This window comes from Haloferax sp. s1 (assembly GCF_058382125.1).
Genome location: NZ_JBZRPK010000457.1, coordinates 1 through 4,988, shown reverse-complemented (window position 1 = coordinate 4,988; position 4,988 = coordinate 1). Strand labels below are relative to the sequence as shown.

Here is a 4,988-nt window from a genome sequence, read left to right as displayed (position 1 = left end):
GTTGGGGAGCGCCCCCCAGGTAGGGCGGTGGCCGGGGGTTAAGTGGTCTCCTTGGCGCGTGGGGTGCCGTGGCCGTCAGCCCCCCTCGGTTCTTCCGTGACGGTTTCGCGCCCGGCGAGCAGGCTCCCGGACTCTTGTTTGCCATCTCCGTCGCGCTCGTCTACCAGAGTCTCCAGTTCGTCTTCGCACCGGCCACGATTCCGGTTATCGGAGGCGGGCCAGTCGCTTCGGCGCTCGTCGCGCTCTTGGTCATTGCGCTCTTTGTCGCGCCGGCACTGCTTCACCTGACGGCGGCGATACAGACCGCGCTCCTCATCCCGCTTCTCTCTCAGCGCGCCGGCGTGAGCGAGACCGTTCAGGTCATCGCTTACGCCACTGCGCCGTGTGCATTTGCCGCGGTTCCGATTCTCAGCGTTCTGATTCCCGGGGTTTCGATACCCGTTCTTCGAGCGATTTGTGCGGTCTACGGGGCTGTCCTCCTCGCAGTCGGCATCAGCGAGGTCCATCAAACTTCGCTCCCGAAGGCGATTCTCGCGACGGCCGTTCCGTCCGGAGTTGTCTTCGGATATGCCTTCGGCGGCTTTCAGGCGCTCTCGAATATCACCGCAGCGCTAATGACCGTGCTCGGCTGAGTCCACATATCCCTTCGAAAGCGGCAATTCGCCGGATGTAGCCCCGTCGAGTCGGCCGCACGCGTGTCGCTCTAGCCTGAGCGTTTTTCGACAATCGTTTTAGTTAGGGGTTGTTTGCTCAACGCAATGGATTGGATTACGCACGAGGAGGACGTCTGGTTCGAGTTCCGGGGCAATAGCCCCCACCAGCTCGTCCCCGGTCGGTTTTACAAAGGCACCGTCGACGGGTACGCCGACTTCGGTGTCTTCGTCGATCTCGCTTCCAACGTCACAGGCCTACTGCACCGCAGCGAACTCGACCGCCGTCTCGAATCCCTCGAATGGGAACCGGGCGACGAAGTGTTCGTCCAGGTGAAGAACGTCCGCGACAACGGCAACATCGACCTCGGCTGGTCGATTCGACAGTCTGACACCGAGTTCCGCGGTGCTCGCATCCACGACCCCGATGGCGACGCCGACGGCCAACCGGTCGAGAAAGAAGCCGAAAGCAGCGGTCCGACGACGATTAAGACCCGCCCCCAGACGGGTAAGACGACGAAACCCGTCGGCGCGACTACGTCGCAGAAATCCGTCGAGACCGAATCTGAACCGGAACCGGAACCGGAACCGGAACCAGTCGAAGCCGAGCCCGAGCCCGAGTCCGCCGCCGGAGACGAGGGCCGCGCCCCGACCGCGAAGGATGTCGTCACCGACATCTCCGAATCGGAAACGGAAGCCGAAACTGCACCCGAAGCAGCCGAAACACATGAAGCGGCCGCCGAACCCGAAGCAGCCGAAACAGTCGAAGCCGAGGAAGTCGAGCGCGTGAGGATCGACAGCATCGACAACCGCGTCGGCGAAGTCGTTCGCGTCGAGGGCGAAATCGCAAGCGTCCGCCAGACCGGCGGGCCGACCGTCTTCGAACTCCGCGACGAAACGGCCATCGCGGACTGTGCCGCCTTCGTCGAAGCCGGCGTTCGCGCATACCCCAGCGTCGAAGTGGGCGACTACGTCCGCATCGACGGCGAGGTCGAACGCCGCCGCGGCGAACTTCAGATCGAGACCGAGGACCTGACGGTTCTCGAAGGTGCTGACGCAGAAACTATCAAACAGCGCCTTGCGGACGCGCTTTCCGACGAGGCCCGACCGGACGCAGTCGCACCCCTCGCGGCTCACGAGCCGGTCGCCGCCGTCGGCAAGTCGCTTCTGGACGCTGCCGAGGCAATCCGCCGAGCCGTCCTCGAATCGCGCCCCATCGTCGTGCGCCACACGGCCACGGCAGACGGCTACGTCGCCGGTGCCGCCGTCGAGCGCGCCGTGCTCCCGCTCATCCGCGACGAGCACCCCCGCGACGACGCCGAGTACCACTACTTCACCCGTCGCCCGCTCGAAGAGGCCGTCTACGGCATGGACGCCGCCACGAACGACGTGACGCGGATGCTCGAAGACCGCGACCGCCACGACGAGAAGCTTCCGCTCGTACTGCTTCTCGGCGCTGGCTCGACCGCCGAATCCCTCGATGGACTCGGCCTGCTCGGTGTCTACGGCTCCGAGCGCGTCGTCGTCGACGCCGCACCCGCGGACGACGAAGTTGCCGAAGAAGTCGATGTGCTCGTCAATCCTCCCCGTGAGGGTGCTGACGCCCGCGACCTCTCTGTCGGCGCGCTCGCTTCGACGCTCTCGGTTGCTGTCAACGAGGACGTTCGCGACGGCGTGTCGCACCTCCCCGCCGTCAGCTACTGGGAGAACTGCCCGCAGCAGTACCTCGACCTCGCCGCGGACCACGGCTTCGACGCCGACCGCGTCCGCGAACTCCGTGAGGCCGTCGCCCTCGAAGCGTACTACCAGTCCTACCAGGACAAGCGCGAACTCATCGCTGACCTGCTCTTCGACGCCGATGAGGGCCTCGCTGGCCACGTCTCCGAGCAGTTCCGCATCAAACTCGAAGACGAAATCGAGACGGCGCAGGCGAACCTCGAACGCCGCCAGGTTGATTCCGTCTCCGCCGCCGTGCTCGACTCCGACGCCTACAGTCACCGCTTCGACTTCCCGCCGACGGGTCTCCTCGTCGACGAACTGCACCGCCGCACGCGCGAGGGTGACGCGTTCGTGACCGTCGCGCTGGGCATGGACGAACTGTACTTCCGCAGCACGGGCGACCTCGACCTTCGCGCCGTCGTCGAGTCAGCCGCCGAGAAGGCACCCGCCGCCGGTCTCGCCGCCGCCGGTATCCGCGAAGGACGCATCGAGTTCCTGACCGGTGCGCGCGACGAGGCGCTCGAAGCCGTCCTCGCCGCCGCTGCCGAGCAGTTCTAAACGACAATCCAGACTCCTCCTCGTTCGTTCTCGATGGAGGGCTGTTTTCGAGCCTCCCGAGCGACACGCTTATCCACGAAACGACCTGATTCGCGCTCATGAGCCGTTACCACGTCGCCACCCGGGAGGTGTGTCCGTGAGCGCTGAGACCGAAACCGAGTCCGAGGCGTTCCAGCGGACCTGCGAGGCGCTCGTCGAGCGCATCCTCGCGGGCGAAATCGACCGCGACGACCTCGAATCGGCCAAGCTCGACGCCTGTTCGGAACACTCCTCGCCGAAGGTACCGAAGAACACCGAGATTCTACAATACGCCCCCAAAGACCGACGCGAGGAGGTCAAAGAGGTCGTTCGACGAAAACCCGTCCGCACCGCCTCCGGCGTCTCGCCGGTCGCCATCATGACCTCGCCGCACATGTGCCCGCACGGGAAGTGTCTGTACTGTCCCGGCGGTCCGGCGAGCGAGTTCTCGTCGTCGCAGTCGTACACAGGCCACGAACCCGCGGCCGCCCGCGGCGTCCAGAACGACTACGACCCATACGGACAGGTCACGCTCCGGCTCGAACAACTCCGGCACATCGGCCACCCGGTCGACAAGGTCGAACTCATCCTGATGGGCGGGACGATGACCGCCCGGAGCCACGACTACCAGGAGTGGTTCGTCAAGCGGGCGCTCGAAGCGATGAACGACTACGACCTCGACTCGGAACCGCAGCCCGCCGAGGACCAATCGTTCAAACCCGACCCCGAGGATGTCGAATTCAAATACGTCGAAGACGTGATTGCCGAAAACGAGACGGCCGACATCCGAAACATCGGAACGACGTTCGAGACGAAGCCCGACTGGTGCGACCCCGAGCAAATCGACCGGATGCTCGATTTGGGTGCGACGAAGGTCGAAGTCGGCGTCCAGACGACCTACGAGCGAATCAACCGCGAGATGCACCGCGGTCACGGCGTGCAGGCGTCAATCGACGCCAACCGTCGCCTCCGCGACTCGGCGTTCAAGGTCGGCTTCCACATGATGCCGGGACAACCCGGGATGACGAAGGAGATGTGTCTGGAGGACTTCCGCCAACTGTTCGAGAACTCGGACTGGCGGCCAGACTACCTCAAAATCTACCCGACGCTCATCGTCCGCGACACCATCACCTACGACATGTGGCGACGCGACGAGTACGACCCGCTGAACAACGAGGAGGCCGCCGACATCATCGCCGAGGTCATGGGGATGATTCCGAAGTACACGCGCCTCCAGCGCGTCCAGCGCGACATCCCAGCGGACTTCATCGACGCCGGTGTCTGGAAGTCTAACCTCCGACAACTCGCCGCTCAGCGGGCCGAAGAGAAGGGTATCGTCCAGCGCAACATCCGCGCCCGCGAGGTCGGCATGAACGAAGCCAACCCGGACCCAGAGCGCATCGAACTCGACGTGATGACCTACGAGGTCGCTGGTGGAACTGAGCACTTCATCTCGTTCGAAGACCCCGTCGAGGACCTGCTCGTCGGATTCTGTCGACTTCGTTTCCCGGGCAATCCGGTCCGACGCGAACTCCAGAACGCGGCGCTCGTCCGCGAACTGCACGTCTACGGGTCGGAAGTCGGTATCGGAGCTGAGGGCGATTGGCAGCACAAAGGCTACGGAAAGAAGCTTCTCGCCCATGCCGAGGAACTCGCCCGCGACGCTGGATACGACAAGATTTCGGTCATCTCGGGTATCGGTGTCCGGCAGTACTACAAGCAGAAACTCGGCTACCAACAGGACGGTCCGTACGTGTCGAAGCGGCTGTAGTAGGCCCGTTAGCGCGTTCGTATCCGATTTTTCGAGCCAGTGGATTCGGCTCCCGAATCTGTGTGCCTGTGGTTCTCAATACTGATTAACACTCCGTCACGTTTTTGGAAGTTCACCCGCCCGACTGGGTACGATGGTCGAACAGGGGGCAAGCGGGGTATCGAATCCGGTAACGAGTTGGCTACAGGACTTGCAGGCGACGCTCGCGCAGTTTGTCTCGACGGAGGAGCGCATCGGTATCTCGGTGGCACCCGTGGCGCTCGCGTTCGGGG

Annotated in this window: 3 protein-coding genes and 1 pseudogene; all 4 read left to right on the top strand. The window is 64.0% G+C overall.

Annotation, left to right across the window (positions count from 1 at the left end; translation table 11 throughout):
- The first annotated feature begins 68 nt into the window (after positions 1 to 68).
- Positions 69 to 632 carry a YIP1 family protein gene (locus QT222_RS06705; protein ID WP_491476714.1) on the top strand — a complete coding sequence of 188 codons (564 nt, stop codon included), beginning with the start codon at positions 69 to 71 and terminating at the stop codon, positions 630 to 632.
- 126 nt (positions 633 to 758) lie between these two features.
- Positions 759 to 2,927, top strand: a complete 2,169-nt coding sequence (locus QT222_RS06700; RefSeq protein WP_491476713.1) for a DHH family phosphoesterase — start codon at positions 759 to 761, stop codon at positions 2,925 to 2,927.
- A 130-nt stretch (positions 2,928 to 3,057) separates the two neighbouring features.
- Positions 3,058 to 4,716 (top strand): tRNA uridine(34) 5-carboxymethylaminomethyl modification radical SAM/GNAT enzyme Elp3, encoded by a 1,659-nt coding sequence (locus QT222_RS06695; protein WP_004060386.1) that lies wholly within the window; start codon positions 3,058 to 3,060, stop codon positions 4,714 to 4,716.
- 133 nt (positions 4,717 to 4,849) lie between these two features.
- Positions 4,850 to 4,988, top strand: a pseudogene (locus QT222_RS06690) (mechanosensitive ion channel family protein); the annotation flags it as partial.